The 24,262-nt window shown below is 67.4% G+C and carries 21 protein-coding genes and 1 pseudogene; 15 read left to right on the top strand and 7 right to left on the bottom strand.

The genetic code is table 11. From position 1 onward, the window contains the following. Window positions 1-57: 57 nt before the first annotated feature. The 7 genes and pseudogenes from asnB to map all read right to left on the bottom strand — a co-directional run bounded on the left by asnB (window position 58) and on the right by map (window position 8,749). Complete coding sequence (gene asnB / locus AC5P7E_RS09010; protein WP_043034866.1) at window positions 58-1,749, bottom strand: asparagine synthase B; 1,692 nt, start codon at window positions 1,747-1,749, stop codon at window positions 58-60. A 537-nt stretch (window positions 1,750-2,286) separates the two neighbouring features. Continuing rightward, the gene (dapE, locus tag AC5P7E_RS09015; protein ID WP_049395930.1) at window positions 2,287-3,414 is read right to left on the bottom strand and encodes a succinyl-diaminopimelate desuccinylase; all 1,128 of its coding nucleotides are present in this window, start codon (window positions 3,412-3,414) and stop codon (window positions 2,287-2,289) included. Beyond that, complete coding sequence (locus tag AC5P7E_RS09020; RefSeq protein WP_005412750.1) at window positions 3,411-3,782, bottom strand: arsenate reductase; 372 nt, start codon at window positions 3,780-3,782, stop codon at window positions 3,411-3,413. Before AC5P7E_RS09020 ends, dapE begins: the two co-directional genes overlap by 4 nt. A gap of 31 nt (window positions 3,783-3,813) precedes the next feature. Further along, a pseudogene (locus AC5P7E_RS09025) lies at window positions 3,814-4,077 on the bottom strand (hypothetical protein); the annotation flags it as partial. A gap of 138 nt (window positions 4,078-4,215) precedes the next feature. Further along, on the bottom strand, window positions 4,216-5,277 hold the full coding sequence (gene dapD, locus AC5P7E_RS09030) for a 2,3,4,5-tetrahydropyridine-2,6-dicarboxylate N-succinyltransferase (RefSeq protein ID WP_005408756.1): 1,062 nt from the start codon (window positions 5,275-5,277) through the stop codon (window positions 4,216-4,218). Continuing rightward, the gene (locus AC5P7E_RS09035; RefSeq protein WP_446001643.1) at window positions 5,277-7,886 is read right to left on the bottom strand and encodes a [protein-PII] uridylyltransferase; all 2,610 of its coding nucleotides are present in this window, start codon (window positions 7,884-7,886) and stop codon (window positions 5,277-5,279) included. The genes dapD and AC5P7E_RS09035 overlap by 1 nt, the downstream gene beginning before the upstream one ends. Before the next feature lie 20 nt (window positions 7,887-7,906). Then, the gene (gene map, locus AC5P7E_RS09040) at window positions 7,907-8,749 is read right to left on the bottom strand and encodes a type I methionyl aminopeptidase (RefSeq protein WP_005408754.1); all 843 of its coding nucleotides are present in this window, start codon (window positions 8,747-8,749) and stop codon (window positions 7,907-7,909) included. Window positions 8,750-8,922: 173 nt separating this feature from the next. Between map and AC5P7E_RS09045 the strand changes: the two genes are divergently transcribed. From AC5P7E_RS09045 to rseP, 15 genes are all read left to right on the top strand, one after another. Continuing rightward, window positions 8,923-9,453, top strand: coding sequence for a Csu type fimbrial protein (locus AC5P7E_RS09045; protein WP_043034862.1), 531 nt, complete (start codon window positions 8,923-8,925; stop codon window positions 9,451-9,453). Next, window positions 9,453-10,202, top strand: a complete 750-nt coding sequence (locus AC5P7E_RS09050; RefSeq protein WP_005412746.1) for a fimbrial biogenesis chaperone — start codon at window positions 9,453-9,455, stop codon at window positions 10,200-10,202. Before AC5P7E_RS09045 ends, AC5P7E_RS09050 begins: the two co-directional genes overlap by 1 nt. 7 nt (window positions 10,203-10,209) lie before the next feature. Further along, window positions 10,210-12,588, top strand: a complete 2,379-nt coding sequence (locus tag AC5P7E_RS09055; protein ID WP_114618487.1) for a fimbria/pilus outer membrane usher protein — start codon at window positions 10,210-10,212, stop codon at window positions 12,586-12,588. Beyond that, entirely contained in the window at window positions 12,585-13,619 is a 1,035-nt protein-coding gene (locus tag AC5P7E_RS09060) for a Csu type fimbrial protein (RefSeq protein ID WP_005408750.1), read from the top strand. The genes AC5P7E_RS09055 and AC5P7E_RS09060 overlap by 4 nt, the downstream gene beginning before the upstream one ends. A 188-nt stretch (window positions 13,620-13,807) precedes the next feature. Then, complete coding sequence (locus AC5P7E_RS09065) at window positions 13,808-14,053, top strand: hypothetical protein (protein WP_099527844.1); 246 nt, start codon at window positions 13,808-13,810, stop codon at window positions 14,051-14,053. Then, the gene (locus AC5P7E_RS09070) at window positions 14,053-14,751 is read left to right on the top strand and encodes a fimbrial biogenesis chaperone (protein ID WP_062607492.1); all 699 of its coding nucleotides are present in this window, start codon (window positions 14,053-14,055) and stop codon (window positions 14,749-14,751) included. Before AC5P7E_RS09065 ends, AC5P7E_RS09070 begins: the two co-directional genes overlap by 1 nt. A 220-nt stretch (window positions 14,752-14,971) precedes the next feature. Beyond that, window positions 14,972-15,778 (top strand): 30S ribosomal protein S2, encoded by an 807-nt coding sequence (rpsB, locus tag AC5P7E_RS09075; protein ID WP_005408748.1) that lies wholly within the window; start codon window positions 14,972-14,974, stop codon window positions 15,776-15,778. Between the two features lie 125 nt (window positions 15,779-15,903). Then, window positions 15,904-16,779: a translation elongation factor Ts gene (gene tsf, locus AC5P7E_RS09080; RefSeq protein WP_495222837.1), complete on the top strand. Its 876-nt coding sequence runs from the start codon at window positions 15,904-15,906 to the stop codon at window positions 16,777-16,779. A gap of 224 nt (window positions 16,780-17,003) precedes the next feature. Further along, window positions 17,004-18,542: a GGDEF domain-containing protein gene (locus tag AC5P7E_RS09085; RefSeq protein WP_005412741.1), complete on the top strand. Its 1,539-nt coding sequence runs from the start codon at window positions 17,004-17,006 to the stop codon at window positions 18,540-18,542. A 121-nt stretch (window positions 18,543-18,663) separates the two neighbouring features. Continuing rightward, on the top strand, window positions 18,664-19,392 hold the full coding sequence (pyrH, locus tag AC5P7E_RS09090) for a UMP kinase (protein ID WP_005408745.1): 729 nt from the start codon (window positions 18,664-18,666) through the stop codon (window positions 19,390-19,392). A gap of 96 nt (window positions 19,393-19,488) precedes the next feature. Then, the gene (frr, locus tag AC5P7E_RS09095) at window positions 19,489-20,043 is read left to right on the top strand and encodes a ribosome recycling factor (protein WP_005408744.1); all 555 of its coding nucleotides are present in this window, start codon (window positions 19,489-19,491) and stop codon (window positions 20,041-20,043) included. Between the two features lie 5 nt (window positions 20,044-20,048). Continuing rightward, window positions 20,049-20,816 (top strand): polyprenyl diphosphate synthase, encoded by a 768-nt coding sequence (gene uppS / locus AC5P7E_RS09100; protein WP_005408743.1) that lies wholly within the window; start codon window positions 20,049-20,051, stop codon window positions 20,814-20,816. Beyond that, window positions 20,813-21,649 carry a phosphatidate cytidylyltransferase gene (locus AC5P7E_RS09105; RefSeq protein ID WP_005408742.1) on the top strand — a complete coding sequence of 279 codons (837 nt, stop codon included), beginning with the start codon at window positions 20,813-20,815 and terminating at the stop codon, window positions 21,647-21,649. Before uppS ends, AC5P7E_RS09105 begins: the two co-directional genes overlap by 4 nt. A 2-nt stretch (window positions 21,650-21,651) precedes the next feature. Continuing rightward, a complete protein-coding gene (locus AC5P7E_RS09110) occupies window positions 21,652-22,842 on the top strand; it encodes a 1-deoxy-D-xylulose-5-phosphate reductoisomerase (RefSeq protein WP_005408741.1) in 1,191 nt (396 codons plus the stop codon). A gap of 55 nt (window positions 22,843-22,897) precedes the next feature. Further along, on the top strand, window positions 22,898-24,256 hold the full coding sequence (rseP, locus tag AC5P7E_RS09115; RefSeq protein WP_005408740.1) for an RIP metalloprotease RseP: 1,359 nt from the start codon (window positions 22,898-22,900) through the stop codon (window positions 24,254-24,256). The last annotated feature ends 6 nt before the right edge of the window (window positions 24,257-24,262 follow it).

Below are 24,262 nucleotides of genomic sequence, written 5' to 3' on the forward strand. Positions count from 1 at the left end.
GGGATTAAGTCGTTTGTGCCACTTACGACTTAATCCCCTCCGTCCCCTTTTGGGGGCTTAGGCCAGTGCCTGCTCGTGCACGCCGGCGATCGCGCGTCCCGAAGGGTCGGCAGCGGCGGCGAAGCTGGCGTCCCAGGCAATGGCCGCCGGCGAGGAGCAGGCGATGGACTTGCCGCCCGGCACGGTCTCCGCGGCCGCACGGCTGGGGAAGAACTGCTCGAACAGGTGGCGGTAGTAATACGCCTCCTTGGTCTGCGGCGGGTTGTGCGGGAAGCGCTTGTCGGCCGCCGCCAGCACGCGGTCACTCACCTGCGCCTCGGCATGCGCCTTCAGGCCGTCGATCCATCCATAGCCGACGCCATCGCTGAACTGCTCCTTCTGACGCCACAGGATGCTGTCCGGCAGGTAGCCGTCGAACGCCTCGCGCAGCACCGCCTTCTCGATGCGACGGCCACCGAACCCGGCGCCCACCATCTTGTGCGCGGCATCGAAGCGCATCGCCACGTCGAGGAATTCACGATCCAGGAACGGCACGCGCGGCTCCACGCCCCAGGCCATCATCGACTTGTTGGCACGCAGGCAGTCGTAGTTGTACAGCGCGTCGAGCTTGCGCACCAGCTCCTCGTGGAACTCACGCGCATCCGGTGCCTTGTGGAAATACAGGTAGCCACCAAAGATCTCATCGCTGCCCTCGCCGGAGAGCACCATCTTCACCCCCATCGCCTTGATCCGCCGCGCCAGCAGGAACATCGGCGTGGAGGCGCGGATGGTGGTGACGTCGTAGGTTTCGATGTGGCGGATCACTTCCGGCAGCGCATCGAGGCCTTCCTCGAAGGTGTATTCGAAGCCGTGATGCACGGTGCCCAGCGCTTCGGCAGCAATGGCAGCGGCAGCCAGATCGGGCGAGCCCTTCAAGCCGATCGCGAACGAATGCAGGCGCGGCCACCAGGCTTCGGTCTGCCCGCCATCCTCGATGCGGCGACGTGCATAGCGCGCGGCTACCGCCGCCACCAGCGACGAGTCCAGGCCACCGGACAGCAGCACGCCGTACGGCACGTCGCTCATCAACTGGCGTTCCACCGCGTGCTCGAAGGCCTGGCGCAGTTCGGCCAGATCGGCCTGGCGACCCTGCACGTCGGCATAGTCACGCCACGGTTGCTGGTAGTAGCGCACCAGTTCACCGCTGGCACTGTCGAAATAGTGGCCCGGCGGGAACTGCGCGACATCGGCACAGGTATCGACCAGCGCCTTCATTTCCGAGGCCACGCGCAAGCGCCCCTGGGCGTCGTGGCCCCAGTACAGCGGCACCACACCGACCGGGTCGCGCGCCACCAGCACGCGTCCACTGTCACGGTCCCACAGCGCGAAGGCGAAGATGCCGTTGAGCTGTTCCAGCCACTGCGCCGGCGCGCCGCCCTGGCGGTACAGCGCGTTGATCACCTCGCAGTCCGAGCCGGTCTGGAAGTCGTAGGGGGTGGTCAGCGCCGCCTTCAACGCCTGGTGGTTGTAGATCTCGCCGTTCACCGCCAGCGCCAGCTGGCCATCGGCCGACAGCAGCGGTTGCGAACCACCGGCCGGATCGACGATGGCCAGCCGTTCATGGACCAGCAGCGCACCTTCGTCGAGGTACACGCCGCTCCAGTCCGGGCCACGGTGGCGCTGGCGTTGCGACAGTTCCAGCGCGTGGCGGCGCAGGGTGGGAAGATCGTCACCGGCCTGCAGGCCGAAGATTCCGAAGATCGAACACATGGGGGAGCTCCTGTTGGGGAATTTCACGGGTGGGAAGGTGTTCGACCGGCCATCCAGGCCCGGGCAGGCTGCGCCCGGGCACAAAAAAACCCGCATCGGCTGATGCGGGTTTTCTGGTGTCCGGGCGTGTGTTGCTGTCTATCTACCCAGGGCGCAGTCCCGCATCGGCCGCGCACGATTATTCGCGCGCAGATTATTGCGGTTGTTGTTGACGGCGGTGGCTTGGCGGATCGACATGGCATCGACCCTACCCCGGTTTCCAGCGCGGCGCAACAGTTGCGTCGGCAACCGAGGCACCGGGGCACTGGCTGCCCTGCCCTGCCCTGCCTGGGCCTGGCGCCTGCCAGACCCTCACCCGCCTTCGGCCCTGCCAGCGGCGGCCGGCTTGTTCGCCAGGCCCCAGGCGCAGCGCTCCTACATGGCCGCGCCAAGCTACTGGGAAAAGGCGATCATGCCGCCGTTACTCATCTTTTCGGACCAGGGCCCGGCTGCAGTCCTGCGGAAGGTGTGCCGACCGACGATCGGCATCCACCATCCTCACACCAGCAGCCGTTCCACCAGCCGCTGGTACAGCCCCGGCAACGCTTCCAGATCGTCCACGCGCACGTTCTCGTCCACCTGGTGGATGCTGGCATTGACCGGGCCTACTTCGATGCATTGCGCGCCCAATGGCGCGATGAAGCGTGCATCGGAGGTGCCGCCGCCGGTGCTTTCTTCTGGCGCGCGGCCGATGTGCTCGGCCAGCACCGCACGGGCGATGGCGCGCAGCGTGCCTTCCGGGGTGTAGAACGGCTCGCCGCTGCGATGCCACTTCAGCGTGTACTGCAGGCCATGCCGTTCCAGCAGTGCGGTGATCTCCGCCTCCAGCTTCGGCGCATCCCAGTGCGGGTTGTAGCGGATGTTGAAATCCACGTCGAGCTCACCGGGAATCACGTTGTTGGCACCGGTGCCGGCGTGGATGTTGGAGATCTGCAGGCTGGTCGGCGGGAAACTCTCGTAGCCTTCGTCCCAGCGCCGCGCGCATAGTTCTGCCAGGGCCGGCGCCGCCTGGTGAATCGGGTTGCGTGCCTTTTCCGGATACGCCACGTGGCCCTGCACGCCTTGGACGCGCAGTTTGGCCGACAGGCTGCCGCGACGTCCCACGCGCAGCAGATCGCCCAGCGTCGCGGTCGACGACGGCTCACCGGTGATGCACCAGTCGATGCGCTGCCCGCGTGCGGCGAACAGGCGTGCAACGTGGCGCACGCCATCGATGGCATCGCCCTCCTCGTCGCTGGTCAGCAGTACCGCCAGCGTGCCGGGATGGTCGGGATGGTCGGCGACGAACTGCTCGGCGGCCACCACGAACGCCGCCACGCTGCCTTTCATGTCGGCGGCACCGCGCCCATACAGCACGCCATCGCGGATATGTGGGGTGAACGGGTCGCTGGTCCAGGACTCGCGCGGGCCGGTGGGCACCACGTCAGTGTGGCCCAGCAGAACCAGCACCGGCGCGCCCTGGCCATGGGTCGCCCACAGATTGTCAACGTCGCCCAGGCGCAGATGATCGCACTGGAATCCGGCCTGCTTCAGCCGCGCCGCCAACAGCGCCTGGCAACCAGCATCGTCCGGCGTTACCGAAGGTCGCGCAATCAGCTCGCAGGTCAGGTCGAGGACCGCGCTCATGCGTCGCCCACGCCGAAGCGTGCCTTGAAACCATTGTCACTGAAACCCTGGCTGGCTTTGCCATCGGCGGTGACCACCAGCGGGCGCTTGATCAGCTGCGGATACTCGCGCAGCAGCAGCTTCCATTCGGCCTCGGAGTCCGCAGCCTTGCGGTTGTCCGGCAGCTGCCGCCAGGTGGTGGAGGACTTGTTGACCATCGCCGCCAGTCCCCCCAGCTGCGCGGCCCATTCCAGCAGCATTTCCGGGCTGGGTTTGTTCTCGCGGTAGTCGACGAAGGTGTACGGCACGCCGAAGCGGTCCAGCCACTTGGTCGCCTTCTTGCAGGTATCGCAGTTCTTCAAACCGTAGACAGTGGTGCTCATGGCCATCTGTGATGCTGGAAAACAGAGGGCCAGAATCTCACAACAGGCGCTCGGACACGACCCGGAACGGCACTCTCGGCAAGCGGAAGGCCAGGCCCGATGCAAGCGCCACGCCCATCGCCTGCAGGCGCGGGCACTGCAGCTCGCGTTCCAGGCGCAGCGGCTGCAGGTTGTCGAGGTCTACCGGCAGCGCGACGCGGGTGCTGGCCCAGCGACAGTCGCAGGTGCGGGCGATGGCCTCGTCCTGGCAGGTGAGGAAACGCAGGAGGGCCTGATGGCCACCGAAGGCGGCGCCGGCATCGGCCAGCGCCGCGACAGTGCGCGGCGCAGTCGGGTCCAGCGCAGGCGTGCAGCAGGCGCGGCAGCATCCGCCCCAACAGGGTGTCGGACGGATGCCGGTAGATCGCGGACTGCGCCAGATCCTCCGGCGCAGCCACCTTCAGTCGGCCAGGCCGCGCAGCAGGTCGTTGACGCTGGTCTTGCTGCGGGTCCTGGCATCAACCTGCTTGACGATCACCGCGCAGTACAGCGAATGCGTACCGTCCTTGCTCGGCAGCGAGCCGGACACCACCACGCTGTACGGCGGGATGTAGCCGTAGGTGATCTCGCCGGTGGCACGGTTGTAGATGCGGGTGCTCTGGCTGAGGAACACGCCCATGCCGATCACGCTGTGGTGTCCGACCACCACGCCTTCCACCACTTCCGAACGCGCACCGATGAAGCAGTGGTCTTCAATGATGGTCGGGCTGGCCTGCAGGGGTTCCAGCACGCCGCCAATGCCGGCACCGCCGGACAGGTGGCAGTGCTGGCCGATCTGCGCGCACGAACCCACGGTGGCCCAGGTATCGACCATGGTGCCCTCACCGACATAGGCACCGATGTTGGTGAAGCTCGGCATCAGCACCACGTCCTTGCCGAAGTACGTACCGCGGCGGGCAATGGCGCCCGGCACCACGCGCACGCCACCACGGCGGAACTTCGCTTCGTCATAACCGGCAAAACGCGATTCGACCTTGTCCCAGAACGGCGCCGGACGTGCGTCGACCACGGCCATGTCGTTGACGCGGAAATACAGCAGCACGGCCTTCTTCAGCCACTCGTTGACCTTCCAGCCACCGTGGCCGTCCGGTTCGGCAACGCGGAATTCGCCGCTTTCCAGGCCATCGATCACACGGTTGACCAGCGGCCTGGTCGAGCCTTCCAGTTCGTGAAGGGTCAGCGTGGCGCGGCGTTCGAAGGCACTTTCGATGCCGAACTTCAGTTCTTCCACGCCCGGCGCGGCCGGCTTGCGCAGCGACTTGCGGGCGATGGTTTCGGCGCGTGCGGCTTCTGCGCTCTTGGCCGGGGCCTTCTTCGGTGCCGCCACCTTCTTCGCCGGCGCCTTCACCACCGCGGCTTTCTTCGGCGCGGCGGCCTTCTTCGCGGCCGGCACGGCGGCAGTTTTCTTGGCCGCTGCGCTCTTGGCGGTGGCAGCAGTCTTCTTAACAGGCTTGGTGGCCATCAGGCGGGGTCTCCGGCGTTTCGATCAGGGTCCAGGCAGGCCAGCATCGCGTCATGCAGCTGCTGCCGGGCAGGTTCAGTCAGGGGGAGGTCGTGTTCGTCACTGATCACGAAGGTGTCTTCGGCGCGTTCGCCGAACGTGGCAATGCGTGCATCATGCACGCGCAGGCCCTGGTTGCGCAGCACGAACGCCACGTCGGCCAGCAGGCCGGGGCGGTCGGGTGCGACCAGGGCAAAACGGGTTGCGCCCGGTTCATCGCGGAACTCGATGCGCGGCGCGAAGCGGAAATGGCGCAGCTGGCGTGGCACCACCCGACGCGACGGGCGCAGGCGCGACAGGTCACCACTGAGTGCCTCGCGCAGCGCGGCCTCCAGGTTGGCGCTGCTGCCATCGGCGAAGCTGTCGGCCGGATTCACTTCGAAGGTATCGAAAATGGTGTCGGCCGGGCCATCCAGCACGCGCGCGCGATGGATCCCGTAGCCCTTGCGGTCCAGGGTCATCACGATGGCGGCAAACAGGCCGTCGCGGTCCGGCGAATGCACGAACACTTCCAGTGCCGGGTCGTCGACACTGATGCGGCGCACCTTCACCAGCGTCTGGCCCTGTTTCACCGGTACCAGCGCGGCGGCCTGCCAGGCCAGCTGCTCGGGGCGCAGGCGAATGAAGCCCTCATCCGGCATCACGGCGAACTGGCGGTCGATGGTGGCGTCGTCGTAACCCTGCTCGCGCACCAGTGCGCGCACGCTGTCGCGCGCCTCTGCCACGCGCTCGGCCGCCGGTACCGGATGCTCGAGCCCTTCGCGCAGCGCGCGCCGGGTGGCGAAATACAGATCGGCCAGCAGGCGGTCCTTCCACGCGTTCCACAGCTTCGGACTGGTGCCGGCGATATCAGCGCAGGTCAGCAGGTACAGATAGTCGAGGCGGTCGCGGCTGCCCACCAGGGTGGCGAAGCGATGGATCACCACCGGGTCGGCGATGTCCTGCTTCTGCGCGGTCACCGACATGCGCAGGTGCTGTTCGACCAGCCACGCCACCAGTTCGGTATCGGACGTGCTCAGCGCATGCGCCTGGCAGAACGCGCGCGCATCGACCGCGCCCAGTTCGGAATGGTCGCCGCCGCGGCCCTTGGCAATGTCATGGAACAGGCCGGCCAGCAGCAGCAGCTCCGGCTTGCGCAGGCGCGGCCAGACTTCATGGGCGATCGAGAAGCGTTCGTCGGCACGGCTGCTGGCGAACAGGCCGATGTTGCGCAGGACCATCAGCGTGTGCTGGTCGACGGTATAGACATGGAACAGGTCGAACTGCATGCGCCCGCTGACCTGGGCGAACGCGGGAATCCACTGGCCGAGCACGCCCAGCCGCGCCATGCGCGAAAGCGTATCGACCGGGCGTTGGCCACGCAGCAGGGTCATGAACTGCTCGCGCGCGTCGGTGTCGGCCTGGTCGTAGGCCGGCAGCAGCGGCAGCGCTTCGGCCAGCGCGCGCGCGGTCAGCGAATGCAGGCCGCGTACCTGCGGATTGTTGGCCCAGCTGGAGAACAGCGCAAACACCTGGCCGATATCGCCACGCGGCCAGTCGGCCTCGTTGGCGGCCAGGTAGCCGCGGCGCAGGGAGAAGCCCACGGTCAGCGGTTCCGGCTGCGCTTCGCCATCGAACTGTTCCTCGAAGCGCTGCAGCAGGCGGTCGCTGATCCGCCGCACCACCAGCGCGGCGCGGTAGAAGCCCTGCATCATCTTCTCGACACCGAGGTTCTCGGCGTCGTCTTCGAAGCCCAGGCGCGCGGCCAGGGTCTTCTGGTAATCGAAACGCAGGCGCTCTTCCGGGCGACGTGCTACCAGGTGCAGGCCGAAGCGCAACCGCGCCAGCACCGCACGTTCGCGCTTGAGCGCCGCGGCTTCGTCGGCACCCAGATGGCCGAGCCCGACCAGGGCTTCCAGATCGCGCACGCCGAAGGCGCGCAGTGCCATCCAGCCCAGCGTGTTGAGATCGCGCAGGCCACCGGGGCCATCCTTCAGGTCCGGCTCCAGGTTGTCGGCGGTATCGCCGAAACGCTGGTGCCGGTTGCGCAGCTCTTCCAGCTTGGCCAGGAAGAACGCGCGTGCCGGCCACAGTTCGCGGTCGTCGATGGCCTCGCGCAGCGCGCGGCGCGCCGCATCATCAGCCAGGATCGGGCGCGCCTCGATCAGCGCGGTCAGCACGGTCTGGTCCGTCGCCGCCTCGCGGCACTGGGATGCAGAACGCACCGCATGGCTGACCGCCAGCCCGCAATCCCACAGCAGCGCAAACAGGCGCGCCAGTGCCGCTTCGTGCGCCAGCTGTGCCGGCGGGCCGCCGAACACCAGCAGGTCGATGTCCGAGCGCGGGAACAGCTCACCGCGCCCATAGCCGCCCACCGCGAACAGCGACAGGCCACTCTCGACTGGCAGGCAGCGCTGCCACGCCAGGCGGATCAGATGGTCGGCGGCACGCGCGCGCAGCGCCAGCAGGCGCTCGATGTTGTCGCCCTGGTCGAAGCGGCGGTACAGGCGCGCGTCGGCCTGCTGCAGCGCCTGGCGCGCGGCAGCAGCCCAGTCCGGGTCGTTGAGCGACGCGGCCGGCGTGTCCAGCAGCGAACTCGCCGGCAGCATCCTCAGGAGACCTGCGACTCGCCCGGCGACAGCGTCAGCACGTCGACGCCGGTCTCGGTGACCGCGATCATGTGCTCCCACTGCGCCGACAGCTTGCGGTCCTTGGTCACCACGGTCCAGCCATCCGGCAGCACCTTGTTGTAACGGGTGCCCTCGTTGATCATCGGTTCGATGGTGAAGGTCATGCCCGGCTGCAGCACCAGGCCCTGGCCCGGGCGGCCGTAATGCACCACCTGCGGCTCGTCGTGGTAGACCTTGCCGATGCCGTGGCCGCAGTACTCGCGCACCACGCTGAAACGCTCGCCTTCGGCATAGCTCTGGATGGCATGGCCGATGTCGCCCAGGGTTGCGCCCGGACGCACCGCACGGATGCCGCGCCACATCGCTTCGTAGGTGGTTTCCACCAGGCGGCGGGCCATCACCGACGGCGTGCCGACGAAGTACATGCGGCTGGTGTCGCCGTGCCAGCCGTCCTTGATGACGGTAACGTCGATATTGATGATGTCGCCATCCTTCAGCACCTTCCCTTCGCTGGGAATACCGTGGCAGATGACGTTGTTGACCGAGGTGCACACGGTCTTCGGGAAGCCGCGGTAGCCGACGTTGGCCGGAATCGCGCCCTGCACGTTCACGATGTGGTCGTGGCAGATGCGGTCCAGCTCCTCGGTGGTGACACCGGGCTTGACGTGGGGGGTGACGATGTCGAGCACTTCGCTGGCCAGGCGGCCGGCGATGCGCATCATCTCGATTTCCTGCGGGGTTTTCAGATTCACGCTCATGGCGCCCATTATCGCCGATCCCGCTGCAATCTGAACGAACGCCACCCAACTGGCGATCCGGGGCATGCACGGTTCCGGCAAGGAAAGTGAAAGCGTGACGATCTCCACCCTTTCGCACGCCTGTTTATCACGGATTACAGACACTTACCCGCAGAAGCTGGCTACGACCGTTGTCAAAGCGGCCCCGAACCTGCCGCCTTCGCCTTGTTCAACAGACCTTCGGGTCAGGGAGGTTGTCCATGCGATCCACGCTCCGCTCACCGCTCGCCTGGGTCCTGACCGGACTGTTGCTGGCCGGCCCCGCACTGGCCGCCGACACCACGACCTTCAACGTGACCCTGGTGGTCACCAAGGCCTGCACCATCACGGCGGCGGCGGCCACCAACGTTGACTTCGGCACGGCGGCCTCGACCACGGCGACCCCCACCCTGGGCCAGGGCACGGTGACCGCCCAGTGCTCGGCCCTGACCCCGTACACGATTTCGCTGAACGCGGGCGCCAATGCCAGCACCGCCAACGACGTCACCACCCGCCGGATGAAGAACACCAACGCCGCGGTGACCGCCAACAACTTCGTTGGCTACCAGCTCTACCAGGACGCCGCTCATACCCTGGTCTGGGGTGCAACCTCGGGCACCAACACCCAGGCCGGCATCGGCACTGGCCTGGCCGTGCCCTACATCGTCTACGGCCAGATCCTGAACCTGAGCACCAACAACCCGGCCACCGGCAACTACCTGGATACGGTCACCGCCACGATCACCTATTGATGGAGCACGCCCGCATGGCCGGACCCCGCCCGTGGCGCGCCACCGGCGTGGCGCTGCTCGCCCTCTCCCTGCTGGCCGCAGCCCCTGCCGGTGCCACCAGCCTCCAGGTCGCCCCCACCAGCCTGCAGCTTGAGGCCCGCCAGCGCGCCGGCGAACTGTGGCTGACCAACAGTGGCACCTCGCCGGTCAGGCTGCAGGTGCGGGTCTTCCGCTGGGTACAGCAGGATGGCCAGGAACAACTGCTGCCCACCGAGGAACTGCTGGCCACCCCTCCGATGCAGGAACTGGGCGCGGGCCAGCAGCAGCTGGTACGGGTCATGCGCCCGAACCACGAACCGCCTGCGGCACAGCAGTACTACCGGCTGATCGTCGACGAGGTGCCTGATCTGGCGACCCGCGCCAACGGCATGCAGTTCGTGCTGCGCTATTCGATTCCGGTGTTCGTGCAACCCTCGGGCGGCAAGCTGGCGCCGCGCCTGCAGGCCAGCCTGGTGCGGCTGCAGGACGGACGCAACGGCGTGGAGGTGGCCAACACCGGCAACAGCTATGCACAGATCGCCGACCTGGCGCTGGGCAGCGTCCAGCGCCCGCGCATCGTGCACCCCGGTCTGCTGGGCTATGTACTGCCCGGGCAGGTGATGCGCTGGCCGATCGAGCGCACGGCCATCGACCGCGACAACGACCAGATCACGGCCAAGCTCAATGGCGAGTCGGAACAGACGCCGCTGTCGCCGCCACCGGCTCGCTGAGGCGTTGATGGGCGCGCTGTTTGCTGCCCTGGCTCCTGCGGCGACCGAAGCCGCCGATGTGTCCGGCGTGGCTGCCGCCGGGGCTGCGGACGTCTCCGCGGTGTCGGCCGACGCGATCCTGCCCGCCCCCACGCCCCTGACCGCCAGCCAGACCCTGTACCTGGACGTCTCGCTCAACAGCACGCCCCGCGGCCTGCTGCCGTTCACTGAAACCCGTGGCCGGCTGCAGGCCAGTCCGGAAGTGCTGCGCCAGCTCGGCTTCAGCGCCCGCGGCGATGCGCCGGTCTATCTGGACCAGATCAGCGGGGCCGTTGTGCGCTACGACGCGCATATGCAGACCCTTGCCCTGGACGTGCCGCTGGACCAGCTGACCCTGCCGACCACCGTGCTCAGCCAGCCGCAGACCCGGGCACCGGCCAGCACCGCCTCGCCCGGCCTGCTGCTGAACTACGACGTGTATGGCAACCGGGTCGACATGCTCGGCAACCTCAGCCTCAGCTCGGAGCTGCGCCTGTTCGGGATCGGCAACGGCACCGTCGAGAACACAGCGATCAGCCGGCGCTACCAGCAGCCCGGCGACCGTCGCTGGCGCGGTGAGAGCGTGCGCCTGGATACGCGCTGGAGCCTGGATTTCCCCGACAAGGCGATGACGCTGGAGGTCGGCGATTTCTACAGCGGCTTCGTCGACTGGACCCGTCCGGTGCGTCTGGGCGGCCTGCAGATCGGCCGCAACTACGGCCTGCAGCCGTATCGCGTACTCACCCCCACGCCCAGCTTCCTCGGCCAGGCGGTGGTGCCGTCCACGGTAGAGCTGTACGTCGATGGCCTGCGCCAGTACAGCGGGCAGGTGCCGGTCGGTCCGTTCCAGCTGGCCGCGCAACCCGGCATCAGCGGCACCGGCAGCGCACAGGTGGTGGTGACCGATGCATTCGGGCGCATGCAGACGCTGGATTTCAGTTTCTATGGCACCCAGCAGCTGCTGGCCAAGGGCCTGTCGGACTGGTCGGCCGGCGTTGGCCGCCTGCGTGAGGATTTCGGCCAGCGTTCCTTCGCCTACGACGATCGCACCGTGGCCAGTGCCAGCTGGCGAGGCGGTATCAGCGACACCTTTACCGGCGAAGCACATGCCGAAGGCGGCGGCGGCCTGGCCCAGGCCGGCATCGGCGGCTGGTGGCTGCTCGGCGGCGCGGGCGTGTTCAACGCCGCCTATGCGCACAGTGACTATCACGGCCTGCGGGGCGGGCAATGGGCACTGGGCTACAGCTGGAACAACCGCCGACTCAACTTCAATCTGCGCAGCGTGCGCAGCCATGGCGATTACCGCGACCTGGGCGCACTGCAGGGCAGCCTGCCGCCGAGCATCAGTGAACAGGCCACGGTCGGCGCCGATCTGCTGCGGCTGGGCACGCTCAGCGCCAGCTACCTGCGCCTGCGCTATCCCGACGGAGACGACAACCGCTACGCCAGTCTGTTCTGGTCACGCACCTGGAGCCAGCGGTGGTCGGCCTACCTGTCGGTGAACCAGAACCTGGACAAGAGCGATGACCGCAGCATCTACCTGTCGGTCACCGCCAGCCTGGGCAACAACCGCCAGGCCAGCCTCTCCAGCCAGCGCAACGGCGACAGCCAGAGCTGGGTAGCGGACGTGACCCAGCCGGTGCCCGGCGACGGCAGCGCCGGCGGCGTCGGTTGGCGCGCGCAGGTGCGCCATGGCGAGGACGGCAATGGCGGCCTGGCCGAAGTCGGCATCCTCAATGACGTCGGTCGCTACTCATTCGGCGCCTCGCGCCAGGGCGGCCTGAACTATGCCTACGCCAGCGCCAGTGGCAGCCTGGTGTGGATGGGCGGGCATGCCTTCGCCACCCGCGAAGTCTCCGACGCGTTCGCAGTCATCAGCACCAACGGCGTAGGCGGCGTGCCGGTGCGGCTGGAAAACCGGCTGATCGGCGTGACCGATGATCGCGGCCTGCTGCTGGTCAGCCCACTGCTGTCCTGGCAGCGCAACCGCGTCTCCATCGACACCCTGGACCTGCCCGAGGACATGCGCGCCGATCGCATCGAAGACTGGGTGACACCCCGCCAACGCGCCGGTACCCGCGTGACCTTCGCGCTGCGTTCGCGGCCGTCGTTGAACCTGACCCTGCACGGCATGGACGGGCAACCGCTGGAGGTCGGCAGCGAGGTGCAGCTGCCGGACGGGCGACAGGCGCTGGTGGGCTATGACGGGCTGCTGTACCTGGAAGACGTGTCCGCCGGCAGCGTGCTGTACATCACCACCAGCCGCGGGCAATGCAGGGTGAAGGTACCGGACGTGCCCAAGGTGGTGGCTTCCGGCGCGCGACCGAAGCCGGCACCGCTGGCGTGCATCCCGGAGGTAGCGCCATGAGGACGTTGCTGCTCGGCCTGCTGCTGGTCGCCGGCCTGCTGGCGGCGGCACCGGCCCGCGCCGTCGCGGTGTGCGCCGCCGTCGCCGACCCGACGCTGCCGTTTGGCAACGTCAACAGCAATGCCCCCGGTGCAACCACCGGCACGCTCAACATCACCGTGACCTGCACCACTGCCGCGCTGAGCGTGCTGGCCACTACCGGCGTGCGGGTCTGCGTGGGCATCGGCGCCGGCAGCGGCGGCGGCAGCAGCTCCAGCTGGCGGACGATGAAGACCAGCACCAGCGACAGCATGAACTTCCAGCTCTACAACACCTCCAACTTCAGCCAGGTGACCGGGTTGACCCCGCGCGGCTCGCCGCCGGCGCAGGAGCTGACCCTGACCTACAACGTGCCCCTGACCGGCGGCAGCGGCACGCAGACCACGCAGCTGTCCGCACAGATCCCCGCCAATCAGATCCTGGCGTCAGGCGCCTACAGCAGCACCTTCAACGGCGCCAACGTGGTGCTGACCTGGGCCTGGAACGAGGTCCTGCTCGGCAATGCCACGGTGCCCGCCAACTGCAACGGCGGCGCCACCGGCACCAACAGCATCAGCAACGCCTTCAGCTTCACCGCCACCGCCAACGTGCTGCCGCAGTGCGGCAGCTACGTCACCACCAACATGGACTTCGGCAACGTCACCGGCGGCATTCCCGCCAACATCGACCGGACCGCCACCTTGACCCTGACCTGCCTGAAGAACACGGCCTACCAGGTCAGCCTCAACAACGGCCAGAACAACCCCTCCGCCACCAGCACGCGGCGCATGGCCACCACCATCGGCGGCAGCACCTACTACCTCACCTACGAGCTGTACCGCAATGCCGCGCGCAGCTTGCGCTGGGGCAACACCCTCAACGTCGATACCGTTGGCGGCACCGGAAGTGGCAGCGCGCAGCAGCTGACCATCTATGGCCGGGTGCCGCCGGTCACCGGCCAGCCCCCGGCCGGCATCTATAACGATGTGGTGCAGGTGACCATCACCTATTGACCGGCGGGCCGACCAACGGTCGGCACCCACCGGGGTTTCGGCAGATCCACGTCATGCGTGGATGCGCGCATCATTCCTGTGCCAGGAGCAGTCGTGTGCCAGGAGCAGTCGACTGACAGTCGACGCTACAGATTCGGCCGATCCAGCCGATACCGCGCAGCGAGATCTTTCAGCACGGTGATTGCCAGGTGGCTCGCGCATTTCTGATCGGGGCGATACTGTTCGCCAGCACATTGGCGTGGGCCGAACCCGGCCCCAGCAACCTGCAGATCCGCCTGACCGTGGTCGAAGCCTGCCGCGATGACCCCGGCAGCACCCACTGCCCCGCACCCCACCAGCGCAGCGACACACCGCAACTTCCGCCCCAGGTCCGCGAGCTCGCGCCTCCCGCCGACGGCGAAGACACGACGTCCGCCGTGACCGTCATCTACTGATGCGGGCACTTCTGACCCTGCTGGCGATGCTGCTGGCGTTGCCTGCCGCGGCATTGGACCTGTTGCCGACCACACTGCAGCTGCCCGCCGAAGGTGGCCAGGGCGAACTTTGGCTCTTCAACCCCGGTCCCGGCCGCTGGCAGGGCCGGGTACAGATCCTTGCGTGGGACCAGCAGACCGACGCGGACATGCTGCGTCCCACCGACCAGGTGCTCGCCAGCCCCACCCTGCTCGACATCCCGCCCGGCGTCCGACAGCGCATCTGGCTGCTGCCACGCCAGCCGGCATCCGCTGTCGGCGAACAGGCCTATCGGGTCGTCCTGGCCCCCACTACGCCAGGCCTGCAGCGCTATTCGCTGCCGTTGTTCCGCGGGCACGCCACGCCAATGACCCAATCGCGGCTGCATGCAGGGATCGAACCCGGCCAGTCACATACCTTCCTGCGACTGAGCAACACCGGTACCCTGCACGCACGCCTGAACGATCTCGCCTACATCACCAGCGGCGGTCAGCGCACCCTGCTGCTGCCCGGCCTGGCCGGGTATCTGCTGGCCGGCCATGAGCGCCGCTGGGCCCTGCCCGCCCGCGCTGATGGCTACGCCGGCGGTCATTTCCAGGCCCGGCTGCAGGATGGCCGCGTGATCGATCTGGTCGCTCCAGGCCCGGCAATTGCAGCCAGCGCACCGAGCGGGCTATAATCGACCGGATTCCTGCCGCCTGCGTGCGCGGGAACCCGTCCACACCGGACGTCACCGGTGAATCCACACCTGCTGCCCCCATCCGTGCCGGGGTGCTCCGCAAGGAGTTCGGCCACGGAGGCAACAGGGAAGCCCAACCCCGGAACCGATCGCGCTTCCACGCGTCCCGCATACCTATCCCCGCGGGCGGAATCGCTGGTTCCATATCAGGAGTATTGCAATGCCCCAGGTCACCATGCGTCAGATGCTGGAAGCCGGCGTCCACTTCGGCCACCAGACCCGCTACTGGAACCCCAAGATGGCTCCGTACATCTTCGGCGCCCGCGGCAAGATCCACATCATCAACCTGGAAAAGACCGTCCCGCTGTTCAACGACGCGATGAACTTCATCTCGTCGGTTGCCCAGAAGCGCGGCACCGTCCTGTTCCTGGGCACCAAGCGCAGCGCCCGCGAAACCATCAAGGAAGAAGCCGAGCGTTGCGGCATGCCGTTCATGAACCAGCGCTGGCTGGGCGGCACCCTGACCAACTTCCGTACCGTCAAGCAGTCGGTTGCCCGCCTGAAGGAACTGGAAGCCGGTGAAACCGACGGCACCTTCGAGAAGCTGGTCAAGCACGAAGTGCTGGGCCTGCGTCGCGAGCGCGACAAGCTGGAAGCCTCGCTGGGCGGCATCAAGGACATGAACCGCCTGCCGGACGCCATCTTCGTGATCGACATCGGCCACGAAGACATCGCGATCAAGGAAGCCAAGAAGCTGGGCATCCCGGTCATCGCCGTGGTCGACACCAACTACAACCCGGAACTGGTGGACTACGCCATCCCGGGCAACGACGACGCCATCCGCGCTGTGCAGCTGTACGCCCGCGCCGCTGCCGACGCCGTGCTGGAAGGCAAGGCTGCTGCTCCGCACGCTGCTTCGGTGCGTGAGGAAGAGTTCGCTGAAGCCGCTGCTGAAGGCGAAGAGAAGCCGGCCCGCCGCGCTCCGGCCAAGAAGGCTGCCAAGAAGGGCGACGACGCCCAGGCCTGATCCAGGCCCGGGGTGGACGCCCGGCGTCCACCCTCCCTGCGCGCAGCCTTTGGCGCGTGACAGGACCGTGTCACACGGGCCGGCCACCATGCCGGCCCAACCCCTTTCTTTCGTGAGGTAATCCCGTGGAAATCACTGCTTCCCTGGTCAAGGAACTGCGCGAGCGCACCGGCGCCGGCATGATGGAATGCAAGAAGGCGCTCACCGAAGCCAACGGCGACATCGACGCTGCTGCTGAAGCCATGCGCAAGTCCGGCGCCGCCAAGGCCGACAAGAAGGCTGACCGCGTGGCCGCCGAAGGCCGTCTGGGCCTGGCCCAGGATGGCGGCAAGGCCGTGCTGGTCGAAGTCAACTCGGAAACCGACTTCGTCGCCAACGATGACAACTTCAAGTCCTTCGTCAATGCCGTTGCCGCTGCCGCCCTGGCATCGGGCGCCACCGACGTCGAAGCCGTGAAGGCTGCCAAGCTGGCCGATGGCCGCACCGTTGAAGAAGCCCGCGCCACCGCCGTGCAGACCCTGGGTGAGAACATCCAGATCCGTCGCATGGTGAATGTCGACACCACCGGCAACATCGGTGCGTATGTCCACACCAACGGCAAGGTCGGCGTTCTGGTCGATCTGATCGGCGGCGACGTCGAGCTGGCCCGTGGCCTGGCCATGCACGTGGCTGCGCTGAAGCCGCCGCACAACAAGGCTGCGGACGTTCCGGCCGACTTCGTCGAGAAGGAAAAGGAAATCGAGCTGGCCAAGATGTCCGAAAAGGACAAGGCCAAGCCGGCCGACATCCTGGAAAAGATCATCAGCGGCAAGATCAACAAGATCGTCAGCGACGTGACCCTGTACGGCCAGACCTACGTGCTGGGCGACACCACCGTCGAGCAGGTGGTCAAGGCCGCTGGCGCCGATGTTGCTGGCTTCAAGCTGCTGATCGTCGGCGAAGGCATCGAGAAGGTGGTGGAAGACTACGTCGCCGAAGTTGCCAAGGCGATGCAGGTCTGATTCCAGCCTTCCGGCTGTGAAGCAACCAGAAGGAGCCGCGGGAGACCGCGGCTCTTTTTTTATGCCGGCGGCCCTGTGGGGTGCGCACAGCGGCACCTTTGCGTTGCGCGCGAATCAAGCCGATACTCGGCACAGGGAATCAACAGTCATTTAGCAGGAACGAAAATCGCGGACTGTGATGCATTCCTAGGTATTCTTGTCCCAATGGAATTGAACGACCCGACATGCCTCCCGAGCTGACAGCTGCCCTGGCGCTCTGCCGCAACCTGCCCTCGCCACCCGGTATTGCCCTGCGCATCATCGAACTGGCACAGGACCCGGAAGCGGATATCGCCACCGCCGCCGACATCATCGCCATCGACATGGCGCTGAGCGCTCGCATGCTGCGCATCGCCAATTCGCCGCTGTACGCCAGCCGCCGTCGGATCGAGAACCTCGGCCAGGCACTGACCATGCTCGGCCTGAATGCCACGATCAGCCTGGCCCTCGGCTTCACCGTCACCCAGGGACTGACCGGCGGCACCGGCGCCGACCACGACCTGCGCCAACGCGCCTGGAAGCGCAGCATCCTCAGCGCGCTGGCCGCCAGCCAGCTGGGCCAGGCACGCGGCCTGCGCCGGCTGGAAGAACTGATGCTGGCCGGCCTGCTGCAGGACCTGGGCGTACTGTGCCTGGCCCAGGCCGAATCGGAGCGCTACCTGCCGCTGCTGCGCGAAGCACGCGACAACATCGATCTGGTCGCGCGCGAGCGCGACGAACTGGGCTGCAGCCACGCCGAGGTCGGCGCCTGGGTGGCCGAGCAGTGGGGCCTGCCGCGCTACCTGGTGGAGAGCATCAGCCACAGCGAAGACCTGGACGCCGCGGAGTCGCCGTTCCAGGCCTGCGTGCAGCTGTCCGGTGCCGTGGCCGACATCTGGCTGGACGATGACGCCGATGCCGCCCGCGAGCGCGCCCTGCAGCAGGTGCATGACCGCCTTGAACTGGACAGCGCCCGTTTCGACCAGGTCCTGACCCGCATCAGCGAGGCCCTGCCGGACATCGCCAGCCTGTTCGAGGCCGGCCTGAATTCCCCCTCGCGGGTGCGCGAGCTGATCGACCACGCGCAGGAGCTGGCCACCCTGCGCAACCTGCGCGAACTGCAGGATGCCGACCAGGCCCGTCGCCGCGCTGACGAATTCGAAGCCCGGGCCAAGCGCCTGGCCGACCAGGCCCATCGAGATGCCCTCACCGGCGTGCTCAACCGGCGCCAGCTGGAAGCCGTGCTGGAGCAGGAATTCCTGCGCGCCGGTCGCCAGGGCTGGCCGCTGTCGGTGGCCTTCATCGACCTGGACGACTTCAAGAAGATCAACGACGCCCATGGCCACCTGACCGGCGACGAGGTGCTGCGGGCCTTTGCCGGCAAACTGCAGGGCCAGCTGCGCCACAGCGACACCGTGGCCCGCTTCGGCGGCGAGGAGTTCGTCGCGCTGCTGCCCAACACCAGCGAAACGGTAGCACTGGACGTGATCCGCCGGGTGCTGGCCAACATCGTTGCCACGCCGATGGCCGAACTGGAGGGCGGCCCGCTGTTCGTCACCTTCTCCGCCGGCGTGGCCACCCAGGGCGGCTACGAACGCTTCGCCGACGTGCAGGACCTGCTGCGCGCCGCCGACGACGTGCTGTACCGCTCCAAGAACCTCGGCCGCAACCGGGTGATCGCGCGCTCCCCCGGCGCCCTCGGCCACGACGAGCTGTCAGCGACCGCGGGCGCCGAGCTGGGCTGAACCGGAAGCCCCGGATGACCGGGGCGAACGCCAGGATTTTACGCCGCAGTGCACAAAACACTATGGCCCGACGCCGCATGCGCGTAGAATCGCCCGCGATTTCCACGCACCCGAGGTCCCCATGTCCAAGCTCGCCTATCGCCGCATCCTTCTGAAACTGTCCGGGGAGGCGCTGATGGGAGATGAGGACTACGGCATCGACCCGAAGATCATCAACCGCCTGGCCCGTGAGGTCATCGAAGCCCAGCAGGCCGGTGCCGAAGTGGCCCTGGTGATCGGCGGCGGCAACATCTTCCGCGGCGCCGGCCTTGCCGCAGGCGGCATGGACCGGGTCACCGGCGACCAGATGGGCATGCTGGCCACGGTCATCAATGCCCTGGCCATGCAGGACGCCCTGGAGAAGCTGGGCGCCAAGGCGCGCGTGATGAGCGCGATCAAGATCAACGACGTGTGCGAGGACTACATCCGCCGCCGCGCCATCCGCCACCTGGAAAAGGGCCGCCTGGTGATCTTCGCCGCCGGCGTCGGCAGCCCGTTCTTCACCACCGACTCCGGCGCCGCCCTGCGCGCGATCGAGATCGGTGCCGACCTGCTGCTGAAGGCCACCAAGGTCGATGGCGTGTACGACAAGGACCCGAACAAGCACAGCGATGCGGTCCGCTTCGACAGCCTGAGCTATGACGAAGTGATCCGCCGCGGCCTGGAAGTGATGGATACCGCCGCCTTCGCACTGGCCCGCGACAGCGACCTGCCGATGCGCGTGTTCGACATGGGCCAGCCGGGCGAGCTGCTGAAGATCCTCAACGGCGAGAACATCGGCACCCTGGTCCAGGGCCGCGATCCGGCCTGAGCCTGAGCGCGCGGCGACAACCGGGCCGATTCAGGCCCGGCAGCGTCCCGTATTCGCCTATAATCGCCCGATTCCAGATACATCCAGGACCGGGCGATGCTCAACGACATCAAGAACAACGCGCAGACGCGCATGGCCAAGAGCATCGACGCTCTGAAGCACACCCTCACCTCCATCCGGACCGGGCGTGCCACGCCGGCCCTGCTGGACCGCGTGACGGTCAATGCCTACGGCAACGCCAGCACCCCGCTGAACCAGGTTGCCTCGATCTCCAACGCCGATGCGCACTCGCTGCTGGTCACCCCGTTCGACAAGGGCATGATCAAGGAGATCGAGAAGGGTCTCTACAACGCCGAGTTCACCCCGAACACGCTGGGCACCGCGATCCGCATCAACATGCCGCCGCCGACCGAAGAGCGCCGCAAGGAGCTGGTCAAGCAGGTGCAGAAGGAAGGCGAAGGCGCCAAGATCGCGATCCGCAACATCCGTCAGGACGCGAACAAGGAAATCGCCAAGCTGGTCAAGGACAAGGCGATCAGCGAGGACGAGAAGAAGCGCGGTGAGGACGACATCCAGAAGTTGACCGACACCAACATCAAGGACGTCGACAAGGTCGTTGCCGACAAGGAAAAAGAACTGCTGTCGGTCTGAAGTCGATGCCTTCAGTCCCGCCTCCGTTGCCGGCCACCCTGCCCCGCCACGTCGCCATCATCATGGATGGCAACGGGCGCTGGGCACAGCAGCGCCGCCGCCCGCGCGTGATCGGCCATCGTGCCGGCGCGCGCGCGGTCAACCGCACCATCGAGCGCTGCCTTGAACTGGGCATTCCGGCGCTGACCCTGTTCGCGTTTTCCAGCGAGAACTGGGGCCGGCCGCAGGAAGAAGTCGACGCCCTGATGAAGCTGTTCCTCGGCGCGCTCGACCGCGAAGTGGACGAACTGCACCGACGCGGCGTGCGCGTACGCTTCATCGGCGAACGCGAGCGCTTTGGTGCCGGACTGGTCAGCCGCATGCAGCTGGCCGAGCAGCGCACCGCCGACAACACCACCCTGACCCTGTCGATCGCCGCCAGTTACGGCGGTCGCCAGGACATCGCCCGTGCCGCGCGCGCACTGGCCGCTGAAGTCGCCGCAGGACGCCTGCTGCCCGAACAGATCGACGAATCGCTGCTGGGCAGCCAGGTCGCCCTGGCCGACCTGCCGCCGCCGGATCTGTTCATCCGCACCGGTGGCGACACCCGCATCAGCAACTTCCTGCTGTGGCAACTGGCCTACACCGAGCTGTGGTTCACCGAGGCGCTGTGGCCGGACTTCGATGCCGCCCTGCTGCAGCAGGCGCTGGATGCCTATGGCAGCCGCGAGCGTCGTTTCGGCCTGACCAGCGCCCAGATCGCCGCACTGGCCACCGAGACCTCCAGCCCATGACCAAGACCCGAGTCCTCGCCGCGCTGATCATGGCGCCGCTCGCCATTGCCGCGATCCTGCTGCTGCCGACGCAATGGCTGGCCGCCGCCGCCGCCGCCGTGCTGCTGATCGGCCTGTGGGAATGGCTGAAGCTGGCCGGCATCGAAGACACCCTCGCGCGCACCGTGCTGCTGGTGCTGAACCTGCTGCTGATGGTGCTGCTGGTGTGGGCCGATGGCAGCACGCTGGTGCTGTTCCAGATCACCACACTGGCAGGCGTTGCCTGGTGGCTGGCGGCGCTGGCCTGGCTGCGCTTCTTCAACTTTGGCGCCCAGCCGACGGCCCCCTCCCGGATCGTGAAGATGCTGGCCGGCACCCTGGCCATCGTTCCTGCCTGGGCAGCGCTGGTGCTGATCCACGCTGGCGGTGACCCGCCAGGCAAGCAGGGCCACCTGTGGCTGCTGGCGGCACTGGCACTGGTCTGGGCAGCCGATTCGGGCGCCTATTTCGCCGGCCGTCACTTCGGCAAGCACAAGCTGGCGCCGCGGATCAGCCCCAACAAGACCTGGGAAGGCCTGTTCGGCGGCCTGCTGGCCGGTGTCGCCGTGGCCCTCGGACTGGGCTGGCTGGCCGGCATCGACATCGCGCACCTGCCGGGCCTGCTGATCACCTCGGTGGTGGCCGTATTCGCGTCGGTGCTGGGTGACCTGTTCGAAAGCCTGATCAAGCGCCACGCCGGTGCCAAGGACTCGGGCAACCTGATTCCGGGCCATGGTGGCGTGCTCGACCGCGTCGACGGCGTCCTCGCCGCCGTGCCGGTGTTCGCGCTGGGCAAGGAAATCTTCGGGTTCTGACCATGAATGCTGTCGCAGACCTGCGCCGGGTCGCCGTATACGGCGCCACCGGCTCGATCGGTGCCTCCACGCTGGACGTGATCGCCCGCCACCCGCAGCGCTACCAGGCCACGGTGCTGGCCGCCGGCCGCCAGGTGCAGGCACTGCTGGCCCTGTGCCGCCAGCACAAGCCGGCGCACGCGGTCATCGCCGACGAAGCGCTGTTCACCGAACTGCGCGACGGCCTGCGCGATGCCGGGCTGTCGACCGAGGCCCACGCCGGTCATGCCGCACTGGACCAGCTGGCAGCAAGCGATGCCTGCGACACGGTCGTCGCGGCCATTGTCGGTGCTGCAGGGCTGTCCTCGACCCTCGCCGCCGCTGCGGCCGGCAAGCGCATCCTGCTGGCCAACAAGGAATCGCTGGTACTGGCCGGCGAGCTGCTGACCCGCACCGCCGAGCGCGCCGGCGCCGAGATCATTCCGATCGACAGCGAGCACAGCGCGATCTTCCAGTGCCTGCGTTCGCGCGACGCCAGCATCGACGGCGCCGGCGTGCGCCGGATCCTGCTGACCGCGTCGGGCGGCCCGTTCCGCGGCCGCAGCCGCGCCGAGCTGGCCGAGGTCACCCCGGCCCAGGCCGTGGCTCACCCGAAGTGGTCGATGGGCCCGAAGATCTCGGTCGATTCGGCGACGTTGATGAACAAGGGCCTGGAAGTCATCGAGGCGCACCATCTGTTCTCGGTGCCCGGCGAGCGCATCGAGGTGCTGGTGCACCCGCAGAGCCTGGTCCATTCGCTGGTCGAATTCGTCGACGGCTCGACCCTGGCCCAGATGGGCCTGCCGGACATGCGCACCACCCTGGCGGTCGGCCTGGGCTGGCCGCAGCGCATCGAATCGGGCGTGGCCGGGCTGGACCTGCTGGCGCAGGGCCGGCTGGATTTCGAGGCGCCTGACACCGACGCCTTCCCCTGCCTGGCGCTGGCCTGGCAGGCCATGCAGGCCGGCGGTACTGCCCCGGCGGTGCTGAACGCCGCCAATGAAGAGGCGGTTTCAGCATTTCTTCAGGGCCGGATCGGTTTCCTGACCATCCCGGAGCTGGTTGCTAACGCTCTTTCAACACTGCCGACCCAGCCAGCCGATACACTGGAGGTCCTGTTGTCCGCCGACCAGCGGGCACGCCAGCTCACCCTGAACGCCATCGACGCCGCCTGAACGACCGCCTCGCCCAGCATGACGCCGCCGCCCCTGCCCGCCACTGTGAGCCTGCATGACTGACTTCCTCGGATCGGTCTGGTGGATGATTGTCAGCCTCGGGCTGCTGGTCACGTTCCACGAGTTCGGGCATTACTGGGTCGGCCGCCTCTGTGGGGTCAAGATCCTGCGCTTCTCGGTCGGCTTCGGCCGTCCGCTGTGGTCGCGCCGCGACAGGCACGGCACCGAGTTCGCCATTGCCGCCATCCCGCTGGGTGGCTACGTGAAGTTCCTCGACGAACGTGAGGTCGAGGTCCATCCCCACGAGCGCGGCCAGGCCTTCAACCACAAGACCGTGTGGCAGCGCATCGCCATTGTTGCTGCAGGACCGATCGCCAATCTGCTGCTGTGCATCCTGCTGCTGTGGGCGATGTTCGTGATCGGCAAGCAGGACTACTCGCCGACGATCGGCCGGGTTGACGGCATCGCCGCCAGCGCCGGTCTGCTCAGCGGTGACCGCGTTCTGCGGGTAGATGAGCGCCAGGTCGCCACCCTGGGCGAGGCCAGCATGGCGCTGACCGCCGCCGCGATGGATCGCCGCGACGTCACGCTTGAGGTACTCGACCCTGCGGACCAGGTGCGCGTGCGCACCCTGCCGCTGTCGCAGCTGCCCGCCGGCTTCGATGAACGACGGGTACCGATCCTGGCCGGCCTGTACTGGCAATCGTGGCTGCAGCCGGCACTGGTCGACTCGCTCACCGCCGATTCGGTGGTCACCGGGCTGCTGCAGCCGGGCGACCTGATCGTGGCGATCGACGGCCAGCGCATCGACAGCGTCGACCAGGTGATCGGCGAGATCCAGGCCCTCGGCCGTGCCGGAGGCCCCGGCATGATCGAGGTCCTGCGAGGCGGTGAACGCCTTGCACTGGAAGTCACGCCCCGCCAGGGCAAGGATGGCAAGGGCAACCCGGTCTGGCAGATCGGCGTCGGCTTCCCCACCACCTACAGCCCCTCCTACGACACCCTGCTGCGCTATGGGCCGCTGGATGCAGTGACCGTCGCCGTACGTGAAACCGGCCGGCTTGCCGCCGATTCGCTGGGCATGATGGCCCGCATCGTCACCGGCAAAGCCTCGCTGCAGAACGTTTCCGGGCCGGTCACCATCGCCCGCGTGGCCAATGTCTCGGCCAAACGCGGCCTCGACTGGTTCCTGCAGTTCCTTGCCCTGCTGTCACTCAGCCTGTGCATCATCAACCTGTTGCCGATCCCGATCTTGGACGGCGGGCACCTGCTGTATTACCTTATCGAGTTGGTCAAGGGCAGCCCGCTGAGCGAGCGTGCCATCGCCGCCGGCCAATACATCGGCCTGGCGTTGCTGGCCGGGCTGATGGGGTTGGCGTTCTACAACGACATCCTCGGCCTGGTCCCGCGATGAACTTTT

It is taken from the genome of Stenotrophomonas sp. YJH_SMC_25 (assembly GCF_059369595.1).